This window comes from Frankia sp. AvcI1, assembly GCF_001420875.1.
In the GTDB taxonomy this organism is placed as follows: domain Bacteria; phylum Actinomycetota; class Actinomycetes; order Frankiales; family Frankiaceae; genus Frankia; species Frankia alni.
In genome coordinates this window covers 175707-195299 of sequence record NZ_LJFZ01000011.1, presented here as the reverse complement: position 1 = coordinate 195299, position 19593 = coordinate 175707, and the positions used below count along the sequence as shown (strand labels likewise).

Genomic DNA, 19593 nt, shown 5'->3' with positions numbered 1-19593 from the left:
GCCCGGCCCACTGCGCCCGGCGACGCAGCGGGACGGAGCCGACGAACCGGCCAACTCGCACGCGGCGCTACGCAGATGATCAGGACTTGCGCCCGCAGTCACCGGACGTCCCACTCTGCCCGGAGATCGCCGGTGGCGTTCCTCCCGTTCCCGTGCTTTGCTTGTAAGCAACATCGACGTAGCTGACAGCATCCAGTCGAAACCTGAAAGTCCGATCGCGGAGGACGATTCCGCACGACGGTAGCAATAAGAAACATCAAGGCGACGTGACGAAGTTGTCCCGGTCCCGGAGAGAGCCCGACGCCCGCCAGGCCCGCCGGCCGCACGTGACGCGCACCGGAACAGACACACAGACAGGAGGACGGCCAGAAGATGAACACCGTCGACAACGACGATCTCCTGCCGGAGCCCCGGCCGATCACCGGCGGACGGCCCGGCTCCCTCGCCGAGGTGGTCACCGTCCACGACGGCCTGGCGATACGGCACGAGCTGGTCCTGGCGCCGGGAGCCACCGCGGCCGACCTGACCACGGCCATGATCCTCCTCCCGCCCACGGCCTGCCTGGTCAGCCACCACGGGGACGTCGACGTCTCCCTGGTGTTCCAGGAGGTCGGCCGCGACGGGCGGCCGGAGCCGGGCACCGACCCGCTGGAGCACGGCCGAGGGCTGCGCCACCGCTGACCCGGCCCGATCGGGGCCGCCCGCCCGAGGGTCGGCGCGGGCACCCCGAGCGGCACCTCGGGGCCGCGCCGCGCCCACCCGCCCGTCCCGATGGCCCCGCGGCCCGGCACAGGCAATATCGTGGCGAGGTGGCTGTACTCACCTCCCGTGNGACCGACTTCCCGCGCTGGTACCAGGACGTGCTCGCGAAGGCCGAGCTGGCCGACAACGGCCCCGTCCGCGGGACCATGGTCATCCGACCGTACGGCTACGCGATCTGGGAACGCATGCAGGCCGACGTGGACGCGAGGATCAAGGCGGCGGGCGCCGTCAACGCCTACTTCCCGCTGTTCATCCCGGAGAGCTACCTGCGCCGGGAGGCCGAGCACGTCGAGGGCTTCAGTCCCGAGCTCGCCGTGGTCACCATCGGCGGCGGCAAGGAGCTCGAGGAGCCGGTCGTCGTGCGGCCGACCAGCGAGACCATCATCGGCGAGTACCTGGCCAAGTGGACCCAGAGCTACCGCGACCTGCCGCTGTTGCTCAACCAGTGGGCCAACGTGGTCCGCTGGGAGCTGCGTCCCCGCCTGTTCCTGCGCAGCAGCGAGTTCCTCTGGCAGGAGGGGCACACGGCGCACGTCGACGAGGCCGAGGCCGCCGCCTACGCCCGGCGGATCGCCCTGGAGGTCTACCGCGACTTCCTCACCGACGTGCTCGCCATCCCCGTGTTCATCGGTACGAAGACCCGCAAGGAGCGCTTCGCCGGCGCCACGAACACCATGACCTGCGAGGGCATGATGGGCGACGGCAAGGCCCTGCAGATGGCGACCAGCCACGAGCTGGGGCAGAACTTCGCCCGGGCCTTCGACATCGACTTCCTCGGCGCGGACGGGGCGAAGCACCTGGCCTGGACGACGTCCTGGGGCAGCTCGACCCGGATGGTCGGCGGCCTGATCATGGCACACGGCGACGACAACGGCCTGCGCATCCCGCCCCGGCTCGCCCCGACGCAGGTCGTGGTGCTCCCGGTGCGCGACGACGAGACAGTCGTCGCCAAGGCCCGCGAGATCGCCGCGGCGCTCACCGACGCCGGGCTGCGGGTGCAGGTCGACGCCCGCTCGGGGCTGTCCTTCGGTCGCCGGGTCACCGACGCCGAGATCAAGGGCATCCCGGTGCGGGTCGAGGTCGGCCTGCGTGACCTCGCCGCCGGGAACGTGACGCTGGTCCGCCGGGACACCTCGGTCAAGGCCGCGGTGCCGCTGGCGGAGGCGGCTGCCCGGGTTCCGGCGCTGCTCGACGAGGTGCAGGCCGGCCTGCACGCCGAGGCCCTGGCACTGCGCGAGAGCCGGACGGCGGACGTCACCACGGTCGCCGACGCCGCCGCAGCGGCGCAGACCGGCTTCGCCCGCATCCCGTGGCGGCTCGTGGGCGAGGAGGGCGAGGCGCGCCTCGCCGAGGACGCCCTGACCGTCCGCTGCCTGCAGACGCCCGACGGTGAGATCCCGCCCGCCGGCGGCGACCCCGACGATCTGATCTGCCTGATCGCCCGCTCCTACTGACCGCCGGACCGCGACGCCCGGGCACGCGGTCGACCGCGTGCCCGGTGCGCGCGGTCGACCGCGTGTGACGCAGGCGCGCTAGCCGAAACGGGTTATCCGGCTTTGCGGCCCTTCGGCTCGTTTGCTAACGTCACCAATGTCCGAACTGCCCGAAATCGTCCATTCTTGATTCCGTCTTTCGCGCACGCAGAACAGGTAGCATGCTCCGACAAGACGAATTCGAGCAGCTTATCGCCCGGAAATTGGGGCTCGCCGATTCGGCGATCGCCGGCGGCANCCGGCTCCACGAGGACCTCGGGCTGGATTCCTTCCGGCTTCTGGAACTCTGCCTGTACGTGATCGAACTCGGCGTCGACCTCTCCGAGGCGAACTGGCTGGAAATCGAGACCGTCGGGGAGCTCTACCAGCGTTATCGGGCCGGGCCGCCCGCTGCGCAGGCCCAACCGCTCCCCGCCGCGTCGGTGGGCAGCGGCGTACCGGCCGGGGTCGGCGCCGGCGCACGGCCGCTCGACGGGTCCGCGGGCCGCGCCGGGCAGCCGATGGCCGCCACCACCGCCACCACCGCCATCACCGTCACCGCCGGATCTGCCCCGGCGACGGCCGCCGCCGCTGTCGCCGCCGGCACGACCGCGACCGCCGGCCCGCCCGCCCTGCCGCCGCCGCGGTTCGCCGGGCGGTTCCTGCGGCTGATGCCGGTGCTGCCGGCGTCGACACCGTTCCTGTACGAGCTCGCGGTCACCCCGGACATCGGCTTCCGCTGGCGCTACCGCGGCTCGGTGCCGTCGTACCCGCAGTTCGAGCAGGAGCTGTGGCAGGGCGTCCTGACCCAGTTCGTGATCGAGTCGATCGAGACGGGCCGGCCGGTCGGCCACGCGATCTGCTACAACCCGGAGTTCGCCCTGGGATACGCCTACGTGGGCGCAGCGATCTCGGCCGACTACACGGGGTCGGGTCTGGCCGTCGAGGCGCTGGACCTGTTCGTGCGTTACGTCTTCGACATCTGGCCGTTCCGGAAACTGTACTTCGAGGTGCCCGAGTTCAACTACCCGCAGTTCGCGGGGGCCGATCGGGAAAAGTCGGCCGGCGGCGCGCTCGAACTCGAGGGACGGCTGCGCAGGCACGACTTCTATCGCGGTCGCTACTGGGACCGTCTCATTCTCGCCGTCTACCGTGACCGCACGGACGGCGACGCCCGATAACGGGATCGTCCGCCGGGAGAGGGCCTCGACAATGGTTTATCTGCTGGATCGCATGAGGCGGGCCAGCACCGGTCCGAACACGGTGACCTTCCTCGCGCCCGACGGCGGACGGCGGGTCGGCTGGGCGGAGCTGTACGGGGATGCCCGGCGCGTCGCCGCGGGCCTGCAGTCGCACGGGGTGGGGCCCGGCCGTCCAGTGGCCATCCTCGCCGACACGTCGCGGCAGACGATCACCGCGGCCATGGCTACCTGGCTCGCCGGCNGCAGCCTCACCATGGCCCCCACCCCCGCCCGCACCGTCGACCTGGCCCGCTACCTCGCCGACACCCGCGACCGGTTCGACGCCCTCGGCGAGCCGCTCGTGCTGGTCGGCGCGCCGTGGGAGGACGCGGTGCCGGCGCTGTCCGGCGGAGCCGGGCGGGTCATCCCGCTGGCCGAGGCGGTCGGCGACCCGCCGGCGGCGCCGTGGCGCCCGCCCCTGCTGACCGCGGACGCCCCCGCGATCCTGCAGTTGACCAGCGGCACCACCGGCGCACCGAAGATCGCCCGAATCAGCCACGGCAACCTCGCGGCGAACGTCGAGGGCATCCGGGTGGCGACCAGCCACGAGGCGGTGCACGGCCGGATGCTGTCCTGGCTGCCGCTGTCCCACGACATGGGCCTCATCGGCGGGTTCATTCTGCCGATGGCGTGCGGCCGCTGCGACGCGCTGCTGTCCTCACCCGCCGACTACCTGGCCAGGCCGGCAAGCTGGATGCAGCTCGTCTCCCACCACCGCGCGACCAACACGGTCGGCCCCGGCTCCGCCTACGCCGTCGCGGCCCGGCTGCTGCGCGCCGGCCCCCGGCTGGACCTGTCCTGCCTGGCCTACGCGCTGTGCGGTGGGGAGCCGATCGATCCCGCGGTCGTCGACGACTTCCTCGACGCCGCCGGCGGTCACGGCTTCCACCCGGCCTCCTTCATGCCCGCCTACGGGCTCGCGGAGGCCACGGTCGCGGTCACGTTCTCCGCCGTGGGCCGCGGGCCGCGCTACGACACGGTGGACGCGGATGCCCTGGCCGCGGGCACGGCCCGCTTCGTGCCCCCCGATCCGGCGGTGCGCACGAGGCGGCTGGCGCTGCTCGGGGAGCCGATCCCGGGCCTGTCGGTCCGCGTGGTCGACCCGGACTCGGGCCGGGTCCTGCCCGAGCGGAAGGTCGGCGAGGTCCAGGTCCGCGGCACCTCGGTGGCCGCCTACCATGACGATCCCGACTCGGCGGCGGCCCTGCGCGCCCGCGACGGGTGGCTGGCAACCGGCGACCTCGGCTACCTCACCGGCGGCGAACTGGTGGTCTGNGGTCGCCGGAAGGATGTCATCATCCTCGGCGGCCGCAACATCTACCCCGAGGAGGTGGAGCGGGCCGCGGCGCGCGCCGAGGGCGCCCGCGCGGGCAACACCGTCGCGTTCGGCTACCCACGTCCCGGCCAGCTCGGCGGGGAGGGGCTCGCCGTGGCCGTCGAGACCCGTGGGGCCGATCCTGCCGCGCTGCGCAGCGCCGTCACCGAGGAGGTCCGCGCCGCGCTCGGGGTGAGCCCCCACGTGGTGCTGGTGCTCGAGCCGGGCTCGGTGCCGAAGACCCCGTCCGGAAAGCTGCAACGAGCCGAGGCCCGGCGGAGGTTCGCCCCATGAGCACCCAGCCCGCCGCGCGGCACGACGCACACAGCGTCGGCGCGGGCAGCGACGCCGCCACGGCCGAACGGCTCGCCGCGCTGGCCGACCGCCTCTACGCCGCCTGGGCGCAGCCGGCGGTGTCCCGGCGCGACGAGCTGCTCGCCGACTGCTGCGTCCCCGCGGTGACCTACGCCAACCCGCTCGGCGAGGCGGCCGGCATCCTCGAGTTCGCCGATCTCATCGGCGAGTTCCTCGCGCCCTACCCGGGGCATCGTCCGGTGCGCACCAGCGGGGTCGACGTGCACCACCGTCGCGCCCGCTGGGAGTGGGGACTGCGTAACAGCATCGGCCAGCTCGTGCTGGCGGGCCTCGACGTCGTCACCTTCACCGAGCGGCCGCGTCTGGAGACCATCACCACCTTCTTCGGGCCTCCACCGCGGCCGGTCTACACCTTCGGCGCGGCGCCGATCTGAACCGCGACGCGCCTGAAACCGCGCCGTCCGCGGTCGTCTCGCTGCCGTCGCGCCGCTGCGCCGACCCCGGTCCCCCGTCCACCCTGTCCCACCATCCACCCGCTGTCCCACCATCCACCCGCTGTCCCACCATCCACCCGCTGTCCCACCGCCCACCCCCGGTCCCACCGCCCATCACCATCCCGCACCGCCCATCCCCCACCTGGAGGAAACCCGTGCCCAGCACCCGCGCAGCACTGCGTACCGCGGCCATCGGCGCGACCGGCGCCGTGGCGGCCGGCCTGTTCGGCGCCATCCCCGCCGACGCGTCCACCCCGATTTCCTCGACCGGCTGCACCGTGACCGCCTGGCCGCCCACCGGCGGCTCGACGATCTTCGCGAACGGCGGCATCACCTGCGACCCCCGCTACTCGGGCAACATGCAGATCAGCAACCAGCTGCGCAAGTACGCGAACGGTCAGTGGATGTCCGTCGGGGACCCGGTCAAGAAGTCGTACTGGGGCGGCAGCGGCATCGGCGAGGGCACCTCGGTGCCCTGCAGCTTCAACGGCCAGGCGCAGTTCAAGACCGTGACCACCGGCACCGCGGACGGCATGTCGACCACGGACACCTCGCCGAGCACCACCTACTCCTGCTTCTGAGCCACTCCTGGTGATCCCCGGCTGGTGATCCGCCGCCAGTGATCCACCGCCGCCGAGCCCGGCGCCGGTACCGGCCCGCTGTCGGTACCGGCCCGGCCAGGCGAGGCCGAGNAATTCCGACAAAAGCGAATCATCGCCAGGATTCAGGCCGTCGCCTTCACCGGCAAGACGACAGACTTCACGGCGAAGACGACAATCGCACGGCCCACCGTCAACGCACGGCGGCGGACAGGTAACCCCTGGGTCGACCGACGGCAGGTGACGGAAACGTCGACGGCCGGCGGCACCGCGCGGCTCACACCACCGTTTCGGCGGAACTCGCCAGCGCCGCGGAACCCGCCTTCCCGCCCGTGGTGTCGATGACGGTCCCCCGGTGCTCGCCGCGACAGATCGCCGTCATCGCACCCTGCTGCTCGATGTCGAAGATGTGCAGTGGGATACCGAAGTCACGGGCGAGAATGAATGCCGACTGATCCATGACCCGCAGCCCCCTGCTGATCACCTCGTCGTAGCTGAGGCGGGAGAAGCNCTGGGCCTCCGGATTGATCTTCGGGTCGCTGTCGTAGACGCCGTCGACGCCGTCCTTGGCGGCGAGCACCGCGTCCGCGCCCAGCTCCAGCGCGCGCTGCACCGCCGGGTAGTCGGTGGTGAGGAAGGGCTGGCCGTTCCCGCAGGCGAGAATGACCGTGGCGCCCTTCTCCAGCAGGTGCACGGCTCGCAGCCGGATATACGGCTCGGCCACCGCCGGGACCGGGACCGCCGTCATCACCCGCAGGTTGTCCTCCCCGAGGGCGGTCAGCTTGCCCCGCAGCAGCAGGCTGTTGATGACCGTGCCGAGCATCCCGATGTTGTCGGCCTCGACCCGATCGATCCCCCACCGGTCCGACTGGTTGCCGCGGAAGAGATTTCCACCGCCGACGACGATCGCCACCTCGACCCCGGACTGACGCACCGCGATGATTTCCCGGGCGAGATGTTCGAGCGCATTGGAGTCGAAGCCGAATTCGGCGGAACCCGCGATCGCCCGGCCACTTAGTTTTACGACCACTCGACGGTATTTGGCCACAGTCTCCCGCTTCCCCTTTTCCATCGTGCGATCCTAACGTAGCCGGGCCAATGATCGATCATGACCCGGGAAGTACTGGGTACACGGTAGAGCACCCGGCTCTCGGGACCCCACCATGACCGGCCGGCCACGAAAACAACCCACGCCGGCCGCAACGCGTCAGGTGCCGACGAGGTGTGGCCCGGCCACAGCCCGCCTGCCCGACCGGACGGCCGGACGNCCGGACGGGGAGCATCCGGACGGCGGGCCTCGAACACATGTCCCTACGTCACGATGTGCAGATACTCGAACACCGTTCCGTCGGGGTGCTCGGCGATCAGCCGGGACCCGTTGGGTGCCTCGCCGGGCCCCTCGAGCAGCGCACCACCTGCCGAAATGATCGTCGCGGCGACGACGTCGAGGTCATCGACGAGCACGGTCGCGGCCCGGTTGCGTAACGGTGCCAGCGCGGCGGGCGTACCCGCCACCAGGAGAAAGGGGCCGACCCACGCCAGCTCGACGTCGCGGAAGCGGAAGCGGCGGGTGGGCGCATCTCCAGCCAGTCGCTGGTAGAGGGGNAGCACGTCGTCCAGCGACTCGACGTAGACCCGGGCGAGCACCTCACGAATCGGACTCACAGCGCGACGCTACCCGCCCTACCCGCCCTGCCTGCGGGCCCATGGTGGAGCAGACCGGATGTGATCACTTCGGTGCGCACCCGGAGACGACGAAAGCCCTGGTCCGACTCTCCCAAGGGAGCCTGAGACCAGGGCCTTTGCATGGTCGGGGTGGCGGGATTCGAACCCACGACCTCTTCGTCCCGAACGAAGCGCGCTACCAAGCTGCGCCACACCCCGCGACCGAGATGAAGCATACCCGACGGAGCAGTGGTTCAGGGCGGGGGGTGGCCACGGGTTCGGCCGGACGTCAGCCGGGACCGTGGCAGGCGGACGGGACCGTGATCAGGATGACGAAACCGCGGTCAGGCGGACGAAGCCGCGGTCAGGCAGAGCAGGGTCGCCTCGGGACGGCAGCCGAGGCGCACCGGCGCGAAGGGCGAGGTCCCCAGGCCCGGGGACACGTGCAGCCAGGACGCTCCCGCGGCGGTCGCGTGGCGGGACAGCCCGCGGACCCGGGACCGGTCGAGCCCGCAGTTGCTCACCAGTGCCCCGACCCCCGGCAGCCGGATCTGGCCGCCGTGGGTGTGGCCCGACAGGATCAGGCCGACGCCGTCGGCGGTGAAGGCGTCGAGAACGCGCGGCTCCGGCGTGTGCGACAGGCCGAGCGCGAGCTGCGTGCCGGGCTGCGCGGCCCCGGCCACGAGGTCGGGCCGGTCGCGGCGCAGCCGGGCGTCGTCGACCCCGCGCACGTCGATCCGGCTGCCGCCGGCCGCGAGTACGGCCCGGGTGTTGGTCAGCTCCGTCCAGCCGCTCGCCGCGACCAGGTCCCTGGCGAAGCCAGCCCAGTCCAGCGGGGCACCGGTCGGCTCGGCCGTCTCGGACCGGCTCAGGTACCGGCGCGGGCTGGTCAGCGTGGGGACGAAGTAGTCGTTGTTCCCGGGGACGAACACGCCCGGGAACGAGTACAGCGGCGCCAGCGCGGTCAGCAGCGGGCCGCGGGCCTCCTCGGCACGGAGCACGTCACCGGTGAGGGCGACCAGGTCCGGCACCAGCCGGGCCAGATCCGCCAGCCAGGCGAGCTTGTCCCGCTGGCGCGCCGTGACGTGCAGGTCGGACAGGTGCAGCACGCGCAGCGGACGCGAGCCGGCCGCAAGCGCGGGGACCGACAGCCGACGCAGTGTGTAGGCGTTGCGCTCGTACAGCGCGCCGTAGGCGCACGCGCCGGCCCCGGCCACCGCGACCGACGCCGAGAGACCCGCGACCCCGCGCGCCACCCGACGCCTCGACGCCCCCANGCTCGCCACCACGACCTCCTCGTGCCCCGACCTCTCGTGTGCCCCGGACCGCCTGCGTCCCGGACCGCCTGCGCCCAGGACCGCTCCTGCCTCGGACCGCCCGTGCCTCTGGCGCCGTCCCCCGTGCCGCGTGTTCGGCCCGACGGTCCCACCGCGCCGGAGGGACCACTCCCGTGGCGGCGGCATGCCTCGGGCCGTGCAACACGGTCTCGGCACAGTCTCATCCCAGGTTCGCCGCGGCCGGGCGCCACCCCGGCCGTGGCACCGCCGTGGGCAGGCGTGACCAGGTCCCCCACGGACCATAGGCTTCGTTGACTATGAGCACCCCCACGGAACGGAGCACGCTGCACCAGCGGCTGCGCGCGGACCTGACCACCGCGATGAAGGCCCGCGACGAGCTGCGCACGTCCACCCTCCGGCTGGNGCTGGCCGCCGTGAAGGACGCGGAGGTCGCCGGTGCCACCGCCCGCGTCCTCGACGACGCGGAGGTCTCGAAGGTCCTGACCCGCGAGGTGAAGAAGCGCCGTGAGGCGGCCGACGCCTACGCCGCGGCCGGTCGCGCCGAACAGGCCGACCGGGAACGCGCCGAGGGCGAGGTGCTGGGCGAGTACCTGCCTCGCCAGCTCGGCGACGACGAGCTGGCCGCCATCATCGACCGCGTGCTCGCCGAGCTGGATCTGTCCGGGCCGAAGGCGATCGGCCCGGCGATGAAGTCGGTGCAGGCCGCCGTGGCCGGCCGGGCCGAGGGCGGCCGGGTGGCCGCCCTGGTGAAGGCGAGGCTCACCGGCGGCTGACCGCCGCCCCTCGCACCGCCGGTGCCGCCCTCACCGCCTCACCCATCACCGCATCACCTCGGCGCCTCAGCGCCTAGCGCGTCAGCGCTGCCGGGCGCTATCTGCGGTTGCGGCGCGGCCGGCCGGGCCAGACCGCCGGGTTGGCCCCGGGGCTGGCCGGCGAGCTCAGTTGCTCGCGCGGATTCGCCCCGAAGACGCCGGGCAGGCCGCCCTGCGGGGTGGGTTGGCCCAGCCCCGCCGGGGGCGAACCCCCGGGCAGCACCGGTACACCGGTCAGCCCGCCGGAGACCGACAACCTGATCTCCGTGTTGATCGAGACCGGGCCGCCGGGCGCCGGCGACATGTACACCACGATCCCGGGGGCGACCGGTGCGGGCACCGGCTGCGACGTGACGTGGAACCCGAGCTGGACGAGGATCTGCTCGGCCACCTGCTGCGGCTGCCCGACCACGTTCGGCAGAACCTTCGCCGGCACCTGCGGCTGGGTGTCGTCCGGCGCCGGCAGCGGCTCGACCGGCAGGCCCAGGCCGTTGATCGTCCGGATCATCGTCCGGGACCACACCTGCGCCGGGTACCCACCGCCGAAGACGTTGCGGCCGAGCACGTTGGTCAGCGGATGCGAGGTCGGGCCGCGCGGGTCGGCGAGGGTGACCGCCGCGGCCAGCTGCGGGATGTAGCCCGCGAACGAGGCGGTGCTGAAGCCCTCGGCGGTACCCGTCTTGCCCGCGGCCGGCCGGCCGATCTGCCCGTTCCCGCTGGCTGTCCCGTGGTTGATGACGCCCTGCAGCACGGCACTGACCGTGTCGGCGATCTTCGGGTCGAGCACCTGCTGGCAGGGCGCGCCGGCGTTGAACGGCAGCGGCCGGTCGGCGCCGCCCACCCGCTGCGTGATCGCGAGGACGGTGCGCGGGTCGCACCGGCGCCCCCGCGCCGCCAGCGTCGAATAGGCGGTGGCCAGGTCCATCGTGCTGATTTCGTTGGAGCCGAGGATCGACGAGCCGTCGACGCGGCTGACCCCGTCGATTCCCTTGCATTCCGGATCGTCGTTCCTGGCCGGGCGGATCCGGCAGGAGGTGACTCCCATCCGGCGGGCGACCTCGGCCGTCTTCAACACGCCCAGCTTCTCGGCAAGCTGGATGTAGTAGGTGTTGACCGANCCCCAGGTCGCGGTCGTCAGGGAATAGAAGCCGTCCTCGCTCGGATCGGCGTTGCCGTAGCAGTTCTTGCGTTGCGGATCCGGGTTCGGGAAGACGTTGGAGTGGTANCACAGGGGGGCGTGCAGCGTCGTGGACAGCGGCAGGCCGGATTCCAGGGCGGAGATCAGCGTGAACACCTTGTAGGTCGATCCCGGCGAGAAGGAGTCCTCGTCGACCGGGTAGACCTCCTTCGTGTGCACGAAGTCCGTCGACTGACTCGAGGGCAGACCGTCGGCCNTCGCCCCGTACTCCCGGTTGATCGCGACGGCGAGCACCTGGCCCGTGCCCGGCTNCATCATCGCGACNCTCGCCGCCACCCGGTTGCCGATCGGGATGACCTCCGTGGCGGCCGACTGCGCGGCCTGCTGCGCGACCGGGTCCAGCGTCGTTCTGATCGTCAGGCCGCCCTCGAACAGGAGCCTGCGGGCGTCCGCCTCCGTGGGGGCGAAGGTTCTGTCGTTGAGCAGCTGCTGGCGGACCAGCGCGCAGAAGAACGGGGCACCCGAGTCGGCGCACGCGTCGGCCGACCGCGCGGGACGGTCGAGCACCAGCTTGCTGTCGTGCGCCTGGCNGAAGTCGGTCTGGCTGAGGTGATGCAGCTGCAGCATCCGGTCGAGGACCACGTTGCGCCGTTCCGTGGCCGCCTGGGGGTGCAGCACCGGATTGAAGGCGGTCGGGTTCTTCACCAGCCCGGCCAGGGTCGCCGCCTGCGGCAGGGTGAGCCGGTCCACGTCGACGTTGAAGTAGTGGTTCGACGCGACCTCGATGCCGTAGGCGCCGTCGCCGAAGTAGGCGATGTTCAGATAGCGCTCGAGGATCTCGTCCTTGCTCAGGTGAGCCTCGAGGTAGAGCGCGTACCGCGCCTCCCGCAGCTTGNGCCGCACGGTCTGCTCGGTCGCGGCCTTCTTCTCCTCCGGCGTGTTGGCCGACATCAGCAGAACGTTCTTGACGTACTGCTGGGTCAGCGTGGACCCGCCCTGGGTCACCTCGCCGTTCTCCCGGTTGGTCAGATAGGCGCGGAGAAGGCCTTTGTAGTCCAGTCCGTCGTGTTCGTAGAAACGCGAGTCCTCGATGTCGACGACGGCCTGGCGCATCACCTGCGGAACCCGGCTCAGCGGGACGACCTCGCGGTTCTGCTCGCCGGAGAGGGTGGCGATCTGGTTGCCGCGCGCGTCGAGGATCCGCGACGCCTGCGCGGGCGGGGGAACCGTGAGATTCGCCGGCAGGTTCATGAAGTCGTCGGCGCTGTCCTTGACGGTCAGCCCCGCCGCGCCGACCACCGGCAGCGCGAGCATGCCGACCAGCACGCCGGCCACCACGCTGAGCACGCCCGCGAGGGCCAGCCCGCGAGCCGTCCGCCAGGCCCGGCGGCCTCCGGCTCCGCTCTGCCCGCCGGCACTGCTCTGCTCGCCGGAACCGCCCTGGCCGCCCGAACCGCCCTGGCCGCCCGAACCGCTCTGCCGACCGGAGCGGCCAAGGCCACCCGAACCGCCCTGGCCGCGCCCGGCGAAGCCCGGCCGGTAGAGGTCACCGACCTCGCGGTCCCGCACGGCAGCGGTGGATGCCGGGCCGGCCGGCGCCGGGCGGCGCCCGGGGGGTGGCTGCCCAGGGGGCACCGGGTACCCAGAGGGCGTGGTCATCGGCGGACCTCCGTCCAGCCAGGCTGGGACACCAGTCGGAGCATACGGGCCAACATCTGATCAACCCTCTCCGCCTTGGTGTGGCAGGCCGGTAGAACGACGGCCGGGTGGCCACCCAAGCGCGTCGAAAACGCCGTGACCTGGGACACCGCAATTCCGACGGCGGGTGGCGTGGCCGACCGCCGACGGCGAGCCCCGGACGAGCGTGACGACCTCCACATCACCACGCCCGAGGCGGTCCCGCCATGCCCACCAACGGGCTACCGGATCAGAGGGGGCCTGCGGCGGGAGTTCCCATGTCAGCCGGACGACGGGACCATGGAAGAACTACTCGACCTCCGTGGCGATACTGGAATGTCACGCAAGCGACATACGGTTGTCACAGACCGCACTACTGAGGCGATCCGGATCAATGGCCCGGACTAGTCATTTGGACAACCACCCGTGTGGGGTCTGTGCCGTGGCCACGCCACTCCGTACGGTTTCGGGTCAACGCCACGTCACCACCCGCACGGGCCCCCTGACCCGGACTCGAGAAGAAAGGCAGGTGGCATGACCAGAAGCCTGGCCCCCGCCGTCAGCACGACCCTGCGCGCCAACCCGACCCATCTCGTGGGTTCCACCGTCGACGGCGACTGGACGGCACACGCCGCCTGTCGCGACCTCGACCCGGATGAGCTGTTCGTCCAGGGCGCCGCCCAGAACCGGGTGAAGACCCGGTGCTTCGGCTGCGCCGTCCGCACCGAGTGCCTCGCCGACGCCCTCGACAACCATGTCGAGTTCGGCGTCTGGGGCGGCATGACCGAGCGGGAGCGCCGTGCGCTGCTGCGTCGCCGCCCGGACGTCACGTCCTGGCGCAAGCTGCTCGCCGACGCCCAGGCTGATCATCGATCAGCGTCCGCCGGATAACCCGGACGGGGACGCCCCGCCCACCGATCCGGCCCGGCCCACCGTCCGGCCCGACATCGCGCGGCAGCACACCCGCCCGACCACCGCATGACCGGCACGAGCCCGCCGGCCCGTGACCCGCACCCGATTCCGCCCGAGGACAGCGTCGTCCCGGTTCGGAACGCAGTCCCTGCCGCCGGCCCCGCGGTCCACCGACCCCGCGTCCACCGGCCCCGCGTCAGCCGGCCTGCTCCAGTCGCTCGACCCGAGCCAGCGCGTCACCGATCTCACGCAGACCCGCCAGGTCGTGCACATCCTCGGACAGCGCCTCCACCTCCACCAGCGGGGTGTCGGGATGGGCGCTGGTGAACCGCTCCCGCAGCCGAGCCTCCCGGCTGGCCAGCCGGGCCCGCTCGGCATGGATGCGCAGCACCGCCGCCGCGAGTGGATGCTCCCCGTGCTCGTCGAGGTTCTCGGCGGCCGCCAGGCTGCGTTCGACGGTGAGCGCCTTCGCGTCGCTGTGATGCATCCGGTTGACCACCAGCCCGGCCAGCGGCATCCCCTCCGCGTCGAGGCGGTCGACGAAGTACGACGCCTCGCGCAGCGCCGCCGCCTCGGGCGCGGCGACGACGANGAACGAGGTGCCGGGATCGCCGAGCAGGCGGTAGGTCTCCTCCGCCCGGGCCCGGAAGCCCCCGAACATCGTCTCCAGCGCGGCGACGAACTGGCTGACGTCCATGAGCAGCTGGGCGCCGAGCACCTTGGTGATCACTTTGGTGAACATGCCGAGACCGGCGCCGAGCACCTTCGCGTACGCCCGGCCGCCGGCCTTGGCCGGCGCGAGCAACAGGCGCAGCAGCCGCCCGTCGAGGAAGGTGCCCAGCCGCGTCGGCGCGTCGAGGAAGTCCAGGGCCGACCGGGTCGGCGGGGTGTCGACGACGATGAGGTCCCATTCGCCGCTCGCGTCGAGCTGGCCGAGCTTCTCCATCGCCATGTACTCCTGCGTCCCGGAGAACGACGACGACAGCGACTGGTAGAACGGGTTCGCCAGCAGCGCCTCCGCCCGCTCGGGCGTGCTGTGCGCCAGGACGATCTCGTCGAACGTCCGCTTCATGTCGAGCATCATCGCGTCGAGGCGACCGCCGGCGGCGCCGTCGACCCCGGCCACCTCGCGCGGGGTGTTGTCGAGCGCGGTCAGCCCCAGCGACTGGGCGAGCCGGCGGGCGGGGTCGATGGTCAGGACCACCACGTCGCGTCCGCGTTCGGCGGCGCGCAGCGCCAGCGCCGCGGCCGTGGTGGTCTTGCCGACTCCACCCGAACCACAGCAGACGATGATGCGCTCGGTGTCGAGCATCGCGTCGACGTCGAGCAGCGGCGTCCCCACCGGATGCGGCCGGACCGGGCGGCTCGCGGTCCCGGCGGATCGGGCCGCGGCGCGCCCCGCCGACCCGCCGGAGCGGCGGCGCGTGCCCTCGCTCCCGGCTCCGTTCGCGCCGTCGCCCGCCTTGGCCCCGTTGCCGGCCTTCGCGGGGTTGGGCGCCTTCGCGGGGTTGGCCCCGTTGCCGGCCTTCGCGGCGCCGGGCGCCTTCGCCGGTCTCGCCGTGGCCCTGGTCGTCCGCGCACTCTTCTCCGGCTGCGGCCGGTCGTCGCCGGACGTCGAACCCACGGCGCTCACCCCACCATCTGCTGCGCGCGCAGCATCTCCGCAAACCGATAGATCGTGCCGACGTCGACCCCGTCGGCGACCAGCGGTACCTCGTACACCGGGCGGCCGAGCGCGGCGATCTCGGCCCGTTCGGCCGTCTCCAGCGCCACCCGGTCGGCGTGCTGGGCCGCCTCCCAGGCCAGCGCGTCGACCAGGTCACGGGTCGGCTCCAGGCCCGCCTCCTTGATCCCGGCGGCGAGCTCCTCCCGGTCGAGCTCGCCCCGGCGGGCCAGCCGCGACTGGCCGACCTTCAACATCGGTGCGCGGGCCATGTTGACGATCACCCCGCCGAGCGGCAGCCCGACCCGGGTGAGCTCGGCGACGCCGTCCACGGTCTCCTGGACGGGCATCTCCTCCAGCAGCGTCACCAGGTNCACGGCGGCACGCTCGGNCCGCAGCACCGCCATCACGCTGTCGGCCTGGGCGCGGATCGGACCCACCTTGGCCAGCCCGGCCACCTCGGCGGTCACGTTGAGGAAGCGGGAGATCCGCCCGGTGGGCGGCGCGTCGAGCACGACCGCGTCATAGGCGAGACCCCCCGGACGGGTGGCGTCGGGGCGGTTGACGGCCTCCTTGACCTTGCCGGTCAGCAGCACGTCGCGCACCCCGGGCGCCACCGTCGTCGCGAAGTCCACCGCGCCGATCTTGCTCAGCGCCTTGCCGGCCCGACGCAGGTTGTAGAACATCTCCAGGTATTCCAGCAGGGCCTCGTCCGCGTCGATCGCGAGCGCGTACACCTCGCCGCCGCCGGGCGCGCTGGCCACCTTGCGCTCCTGGTAGGGCAGCGGCGGAGTGTCGAACAACTGCGCGATCTGCTGGCGCCCCTCGACCTCGGTGAGAAGGATCCGCCGTCCGCCGGTCGCCAGTGCCACTGCCAGCGCGCCCGCCATCGTCGTCTTGCCGGTTCCGCCCTTGCCGGTGACGATGTGCAGCCGGCGATCCCACGGACCGCTCGCCTCGTCGTCGGAGTCCTCGGTCACCGTGCGCTTGCCGCTCACACGCTCGACCGTACCCGCGCGCCCGGCCCTCGCCATGTCGGAAGCCNTGAGCTCCCCCGCAGGGGGCGGCTGGCGGGCCGCGCGACCCCCGTCGTCCCCCGAGGTGTCCGGGGCGGCCGGACCGATGCTCTAAGGTCCGGTGTCATGCAGACGAAGTGGGAGTACTTCACGGCCCCGTTGCTGATCCACAACACCAAGCAGATCCTCGACACCTTCGGCGAGGACGGGTGGGAGCTGGTTCAGGTCATCCCCGCTCCGACGAACCCCGAGGGCCTCGTCGCCTACTTCAAGCGGCCCAAGGGCGCCTGAGATGCCCAGCCCGAGCGCCCGCCTGGCCGGGCTGGGACTGACGCTGCCGCCGGTGGCCAGTCCGGCGGGCGCCTACGTCCCCGCGGTCCGCGACGGCGATCTGGTCTGGACCGCCGGGCAGTTGCCGCTGGTCGACGGGCGGCTGGTCGCCACCGGCCTGGTCGGGGAGGCGGTCGACGCCGAGCGGGCGGCGCAGCTGGCACGCATCGCGGCGCTGAACGCGCTGGCGGCCGTCGCCGCGCAGGCCGGCGGCCTGGACGGGATCGTCCGGATCGTGAAGGTGGTCGGGTTCGTCGCGAGCGCCGCCGGGTTCACCGCCCAGCCCGCGGTCCTCAACGGGGCGAGCGAGCTGTTCGTCGACGTCTTCGGCGACGCCGGCCTGCACGCCCGGTCGGCGGTCGGGGTCGCCTCGCTGCCGCTGGGCGCGCCGGTGGAGGTCGAGGTGGTAGCCCGGGTGGCGGCCCCCGCCCGGGACCGAGCCGAGGCCTGAGCCACCCACCCGAGGCCTGAGCCACCCACCCGAGGCCTGAGCCACCCACCCGAGACCTGAGCCGACCCACCCGAGACCGAGCGGACCCGCCCCGGTCCGGGCGGCGAGGTCCGGCCTCGATCGGCAGCGGCCGCCGGTGGTGCTCACTAGCATCGGGCCCATGGTCGATCACAAGGCTGCCCTGCTCGCCCGGCTGCAACGGTCGCTGGTCGTCGTCCGCGATCCCGCTGGTCGCCCCGGCCCCGGCCCCGGTGGCGGGACGGGGTCGCCGCAGCCGGCGGCGGGCTCGTCGGCGCCCGTGCGCGACGCCGCCACGGTCGTCCTGCTGCGCGACGCGCCGGGCGGTCGCGGCATCGAGGCGTACCTGCTGCGGCGGGTGACGGGGATGGCGTTCGCCGGCGGGATGTACGCCTTCCCCGGCGGCCGGGTGGATCCCACCGACATGGGACCGGACGTGCCCTGGGCCGGGCCGCCGGTCACCGAGGTGATGCACGCGCTCGACGCGGACCCCGCGCTCGCCCGCGCGCTGGTCTGCGCCGCGGTGCGCGAGACCTTCGAGGAGTGCGGCGTGCTGCTGGCGGGCGCCGTTACCCCGGCCCCGGCTGGTGGGACGGCCGGGGCGGTCGGTGGGACGGCCGGCGCGCGCAACCTCGACGAGACGGGCCGCGCCGCGGCCCGCCGGGCCCTGGAGCGCCACGAGCTCGGACTGAGCGAGCTGCTGNGCCGGCACGACCTGGCGCTGCGGGCCGACCTGCTCGCGCCCTGGGCCCGCTGGGTCACCCCGGAGATCGAACCGCGGCGCTACGACACCCGGTTCTTCGTCGCGGCCCTGCCCGACGGGCAGTCCCCCGAGCAGCCCTCCCGGGAGGCCGACCGGATGGAGTGGATGCGGCCCGTCGACGCGCTCGAGCGTCACGCCGCCGGCTCGCTGGGCATGCTGCCGCCCACCGCGTTCACGCTGGCCGAGCTGTCCGAGCACGACGACGTCGCGTCGGTCCTCGCCGCCGCCCACGCCCGCGACCTGTCCCCGATCATGCCGAAGATCCTCGTCAGCGGTGGGGAGGCACACCTGCTGTTGCCGCACGACGAGGCCTATGACGGCCCGTCCGCCGACAGCCTGGCCGCCGACAGCCCAGCCGCCGACGGCCCGTCCGCCGAAAGCCCGGACGGCGGCGTCGGCTGAACCGTCCGACATACCGACATCCGTGGGTTGCGGCGCGCTCGGCGCGATGTCCCGGGGCGAGACCGTGCGGAACGCACCGCGCAGACGGCAGGCGAGCCTGGTGGCGTACCGGAGCGCGCGACAGTGGGCGGGAACAGCGGTAAGGGTGCTTTCATGACGACTCCTCGACAGGTCACCCCGCTGGCCGCGGTGCTGCTCGCGCCGAACCCGGGTCCAATGACGCTGGACGGCACCAACACCTGGCTCCTGCGCGCCGCCGGCGAACAGGGATGCGTGGTGGTCGATCCCGGGCCCGACGACGCGGGGCACCTGGCCGCGGTGGCGGCGGCCGGGCGCGTCGAGCTGATCCTGCTCACCCACGGACATGCCGACCACAGCGCCGGCGCCGCCGCGTTGCACCGGCTCACCGGCGCCCCGGTCCGCGCGCTGGACCCGGCGCACCGCCTCGGCTCGGAGGGGCTCACCGCCGGCGACGTGATCGCGACCGCGGGGATCGAGCTGCGCGTGCTGCCCACCCCGGGCCACACCTCGGACTCGCTGTCGTTCCTGCTCAGCGGCGACGAGCGCCCGGCGCCGGCCCTGCCCGCGGACGCCGCCGGCACCGCCGGCCTGCCGTCCGGGCCGGGGGTCCTGACCGGGGACACGATCCTCGGCCGCGGCACGACCGTCGTCGCCCACCCGGACGGGCGGCTCGGTGACTACCTCGACAGCCTGCGGCTGCTGCGCGAGCTGGGGGAGACCATGGTGTTGCCGGGACACGGCCCGGAGCTGCCCGCCGCCGGCCGTGCCGCGGAGCACTACCTGGCCCATCGGCGCGACCGGCTGGAGCAGGTCCGCCGCGCGCTGGTGGACGCCGGGGTCGACGCGGCCGAGGCCGATCCCGCCGACGTGGTCCNCCGGGTGTACGCGGACACCGACCGGGCGCTGTGGTTCGCGGCCGAACTTTCCGTCAGGGCCCAACTGGACTACTTGCGGGAACATCCCGACATCCCCTGAACGAGCCAGGCACTTCGGGTTGGTCCCCATGGTCGCGACCCGTGACATATCCTCACGGNGGCCGTGAGCCGGGCCACCCGTTCGCCACCCGCGGGCCAGCGGCCCCGGCCCGGTCTCCGCCGGCCCACTGNGGGCCGCTGACCAGGCGGAACAGGCGTCCGGCCGCGGCGGAACGGCAACCGACCGAGCCTCGCCGCGCCCGGCCACGCGGGGCTGGACGGCCCAGGTACNACCGGGAGGCACCCACGTGGCCG

Annotated in this window: 13 protein-coding genes, 1 tRNA gene and 15 pseudogenes; 14 read left to right on the top strand and 15 right to left on the bottom strand. The window is 73.0% G+C overall.

Annotation, left to right across the window (positions count from 1 at the left end; all coding sequences use genetic code 11):
• The first annotated feature begins 372 nt into the window (after window positions 1-372).
• From UK94_RS13990 to UK94_RS13965, 7 genes and pseudogenes are all read left to right on the top strand, one after another.
• Window positions 373-681: a hypothetical protein gene (locus UK94_RS13990; RefSeq protein ID WP_011607576.1), complete on the top strand. Its 309-nt coding sequence runs from the start codon at window positions 373-375 to the stop codon at window positions 679-681.
• 151 nt (window positions 682-832) lie between these two features.
• Window positions 833-2216, top strand: a 1384-nt coding sequence (gene proS / locus UK94_RS13985; RefSeq protein WP_235487847.1) for a proline--tRNA ligase, incomplete at its 5' end; no start/stop codon positions are given.
• 1230 nt (window positions 2217-3446) lie between these two features.
• Window positions 3447-3677 (top strand): annotated as a pseudogene (locus tag UK94_RS51530) (AMP-binding protein); the annotation flags it as partial.
• Between the two features lies 1 nt (window position 3678).
• A pseudogene (locus tag UK94_RS13975) lies at window positions 3679-4750 on the top strand (AMP-binding protein); the annotation flags it as partial.
• Window position 4751: 1 nt separating this feature from the next.
• Window positions 4752-5084 (top strand): annotated as a pseudogene (locus UK94_RS51525) (long-chain fatty acid--CoA ligase); the annotation flags it as partial.
• Window positions 5081-5539, top strand: a complete 459-nt coding sequence (locus UK94_RS13970) for a hypothetical protein (RefSeq protein WP_011607580.1) — start codon at window positions 5081-5083, stop codon at window positions 5537-5539. The pseudogene UK94_RS51525 and the gene UK94_RS13970, both read left to right, overlap by 4 nt.
• Window positions 5540-5754: 215 nt before the next feature.
• Window positions 5755-6180, top strand: coding sequence for a hypothetical protein (locus tag UK94_RS13965; RefSeq protein WP_011607581.1), 426 nt, complete (start codon window positions 5755-5757; stop codon window positions 6178-6180).
• A gap of 295 nt (window positions 6181-6475) precedes the next feature.
• On the opposite strand, the pseudogene pyrH (UK94_RS51520) reads toward UK94_RS13965, so the two are convergent.
• From pyrH (UK94_RS51520) to UK94_RS13945, 4 genes and pseudogenes are all read right to left on the bottom strand, one after another.
• A pseudogene (gene pyrH, locus UK94_RS51520) lies at window positions 6476-6708 on the bottom strand (UMP kinase); the annotation flags it as partial.
• Window position 6709: 1 nt separating this feature from the next.
• A partial coding sequence (gene pyrH, locus UK94_RS13960) for a UMP kinase (protein WP_235487845.1) occupies window positions 6710-7270 on the bottom strand: 561 nt, incomplete at its 3' end.
• A gap of 735 nt (window positions 7271-8005) precedes the next feature.
• Window positions 8006-8082, bottom strand: a tRNA-Pro gene (locus UK94_RS13950).
• Between the two features lie 125 nt (window positions 8083-8207).
• Window positions 8208-9080, bottom strand: coding sequence for a metallophosphoesterase (locus UK94_RS13945; RefSeq protein ID WP_095212734.1), 873 nt, complete (start codon window positions 9078-9080; stop codon window positions 8208-8210).
• Between the two features lie 377 nt (window positions 9081-9457).
• Here UK94_RS13945 and UK94_RS51515 point away from each other — a divergent pair.
• Both UK94_RS51515 and UK94_RS13940 read left to right on the top strand, forming a co-directional pair.
• A pseudogene (locus tag UK94_RS51515) lies at window positions 9458-9563 on the top strand (GatB/YqeY domain-containing protein); the annotation flags it as partial.
• A 1-nt stretch (window position 9564) separates the two neighbouring features.
• A partial coding sequence (locus UK94_RS13940) for a GatB/YqeY domain-containing protein (protein ID WP_235487842.1) occupies window positions 9565-9934 on the top strand: 370 nt, incomplete at its 5' end.
• 97 nt (window positions 9935-10031) lie between these two features.
• Here the strand turns inward: UK94_RS13940 and UK94_RS51510 are convergent.
• The 7 genes and pseudogenes from UK94_RS51510 to UK94_RS51485 form a co-directional block, all read right to left on the bottom strand.
• Window positions 10032-11090: pseudogene (locus UK94_RS51510) on the bottom strand (penicillin-binding transpeptidase domain-containing protein); the annotation flags it as partial.
• A gap of 1 nt (window position 11091) precedes the next feature.
• Window positions 11092-11198, bottom strand: a pseudogene (locus tag UK94_RS51505) (hypothetical protein); the annotation flags it as partial.
• Window position 11199: 1 nt separating this feature from the next.
• Window positions 11200-11367: pseudogene (locus UK94_RS51500) on the bottom strand (hypothetical protein); the annotation flags it as partial.
• A gap of 1 nt (window position 11368) precedes the next feature.
• Window positions 11369-11422 (bottom strand): annotated as a pseudogene (locus UK94_RS73750) (hypothetical protein); the annotation flags it as partial.
• Between the two features lie 14 nt (window positions 11423-11436).
• A pseudogene (locus UK94_RS51495) lies at window positions 11437-11701 on the bottom strand (glycosyl transferase); the annotation flags it as partial.
• Window position 11702: 1 nt separating this feature from the next.
• Window positions 11703-12006, bottom strand: a pseudogene (locus tag UK94_RS51490) (biosynthetic peptidoglycan transglycosylase); the annotation flags it as partial.
• 1 nt (window position 12007) lies between these two features.
• A partial coding sequence (locus UK94_RS51485; RefSeq protein WP_235487840.1) for a biosynthetic peptidoglycan transglycosylase occupies window positions 12008-12770 on the bottom strand: 763 nt, incomplete at its 3' end.
• 552 nt (window positions 12771-13322) lie between these two features.
• Between UK94_RS51485 and UK94_RS13930 the strand changes: the two genes are divergently transcribed.
• A complete protein-coding gene (locus UK94_RS13930; RefSeq protein ID WP_011607588.1) occupies window positions 13323-13679 on the top strand; it encodes a WhiB family transcriptional regulator in 357 nt (118 codons plus the stop codon).
• Between the two features lie 217 nt (window positions 13680-13896).
• On the opposite strand, the pseudogene UK94_RS51480 reads toward UK94_RS13930, so the two are convergent.
• From UK94_RS51480 to UK94_RS51475, 4 genes and pseudogenes are all read right to left on the bottom strand, one after another.
• Window positions 13897-14291, bottom strand: a pseudogene (locus UK94_RS51480) (ArsA family ATPase); the annotation flags it as partial.
• Between the two features lies 1 nt (window position 14292).
• Window positions 14293-15324, bottom strand: a 1032-nt coding sequence (locus tag UK94_RS13925) for an ArsA-related P-loop ATPase (RefSeq protein WP_235487837.1), incomplete at its 3' end; no start/stop codon positions are given.
• A gap of 5 nt (window positions 15325-15329) precedes the next feature.
• Window positions 15330-15736, bottom strand: a pseudogene (locus tag UK94_RS76110) (ATPase); the annotation flags it as partial.
• A gap of 19 nt (window positions 15737-15755) precedes the next feature.
• A partial coding sequence (locus UK94_RS51475; protein ID WP_313949503.1) for an ArsA-related P-loop ATPase occupies window positions 15756-16397 on the bottom strand: 642 nt, incomplete at its 3' end.
• Between the two features lie 108 nt (window positions 16398-16505).
• Between UK94_RS51475 and UK94_RS32545 the strand changes: the two genes are divergently transcribed.
• The 4 genes and pseudogenes from UK94_RS32545 to UK94_RS51460 form a co-directional block, all read left to right on the top strand.
• On the top strand, window positions 16506-16670 hold the full coding sequence (locus UK94_RS32545) for a DUF4177 domain-containing protein (RefSeq protein WP_011607591.1): 165 nt from the start codon (window positions 16506-16508) through the stop codon (window positions 16668-16670).
• Window position 16671: 1 nt separating this feature from the next.
• Complete coding sequence (locus UK94_RS13915; RefSeq protein WP_011607592.1) at window positions 16672-17160, top strand: RidA family protein; 489 nt, start codon at window positions 16672-16674, stop codon at window positions 17158-17160.
• 1336 nt (window positions 17161-18496) lie between these two features.
• A pseudogene (locus UK94_RS13905) lies at window positions 18497-19238 on the top strand (MBL fold metallo-hydrolase); the annotation flags it as partial.
• 1 nt (window position 19239) lies between these two features.
• Window positions 19240-19339 (top strand): annotated as a pseudogene (locus UK94_RS51460) (MBL fold metallo-hydrolase); the annotation flags it as partial.
• Window positions 19340-19593: the final 254 nt, after the last annotated feature.